This window comes from Sabulibacter ruber, from assembly GCF_017355955.1.
Classification (GTDB): Bacteria; Bacteroidota; Bacteroidia; order Cytophagales; family Hymenobacteraceae; genus Nibribacter; species Nibribacter ruber_A.
In genome coordinates, this window is record NZ_JAFFID010000094.1 from 1 (window position 1) to 292 (window position 292).

Genomic DNA, 292 nt, shown 5'->3' on the forward strand with positions numbered 1-292 from the left:
CGCCGCATCGTCGGGGCCGAGGCGCTGATCCGCTGGGTGCACCCGACGCGCGGCCTGGTCAGCCCGGCCGAGTTCATCCCGCTGGCCGAAAAAACGCGCCTGATCGGGGACATCGGCGCCTGGACCCTGCGCGAGGCCTGCCGGACCTTGGCCGCATGGGACGAGCGGAAGCTGCCCATCGGCTCGGTTTCGGTCAACCTGTCGCCGCGCCAGTTCCAGGACCCGCGCCTCGTGTCGCTGGTGCAGACGGTGGTGCGGGAAACGGGAATCGACCCCAGCCGGCTGGAGCTGG

1 protein-coding gene is annotated in these 292 nt (G+C 71.6%); it reads left to right on the forward strand.

Features of this window, described 5'->3' with window-relative positions:
- Positions 1 to 292 (forward strand): EAL domain-containing protein (locus tag JT719_RS24595; RefSeq protein ID WP_207436424.1); only part of this gene is annotated, 292 nt, incomplete at both ends.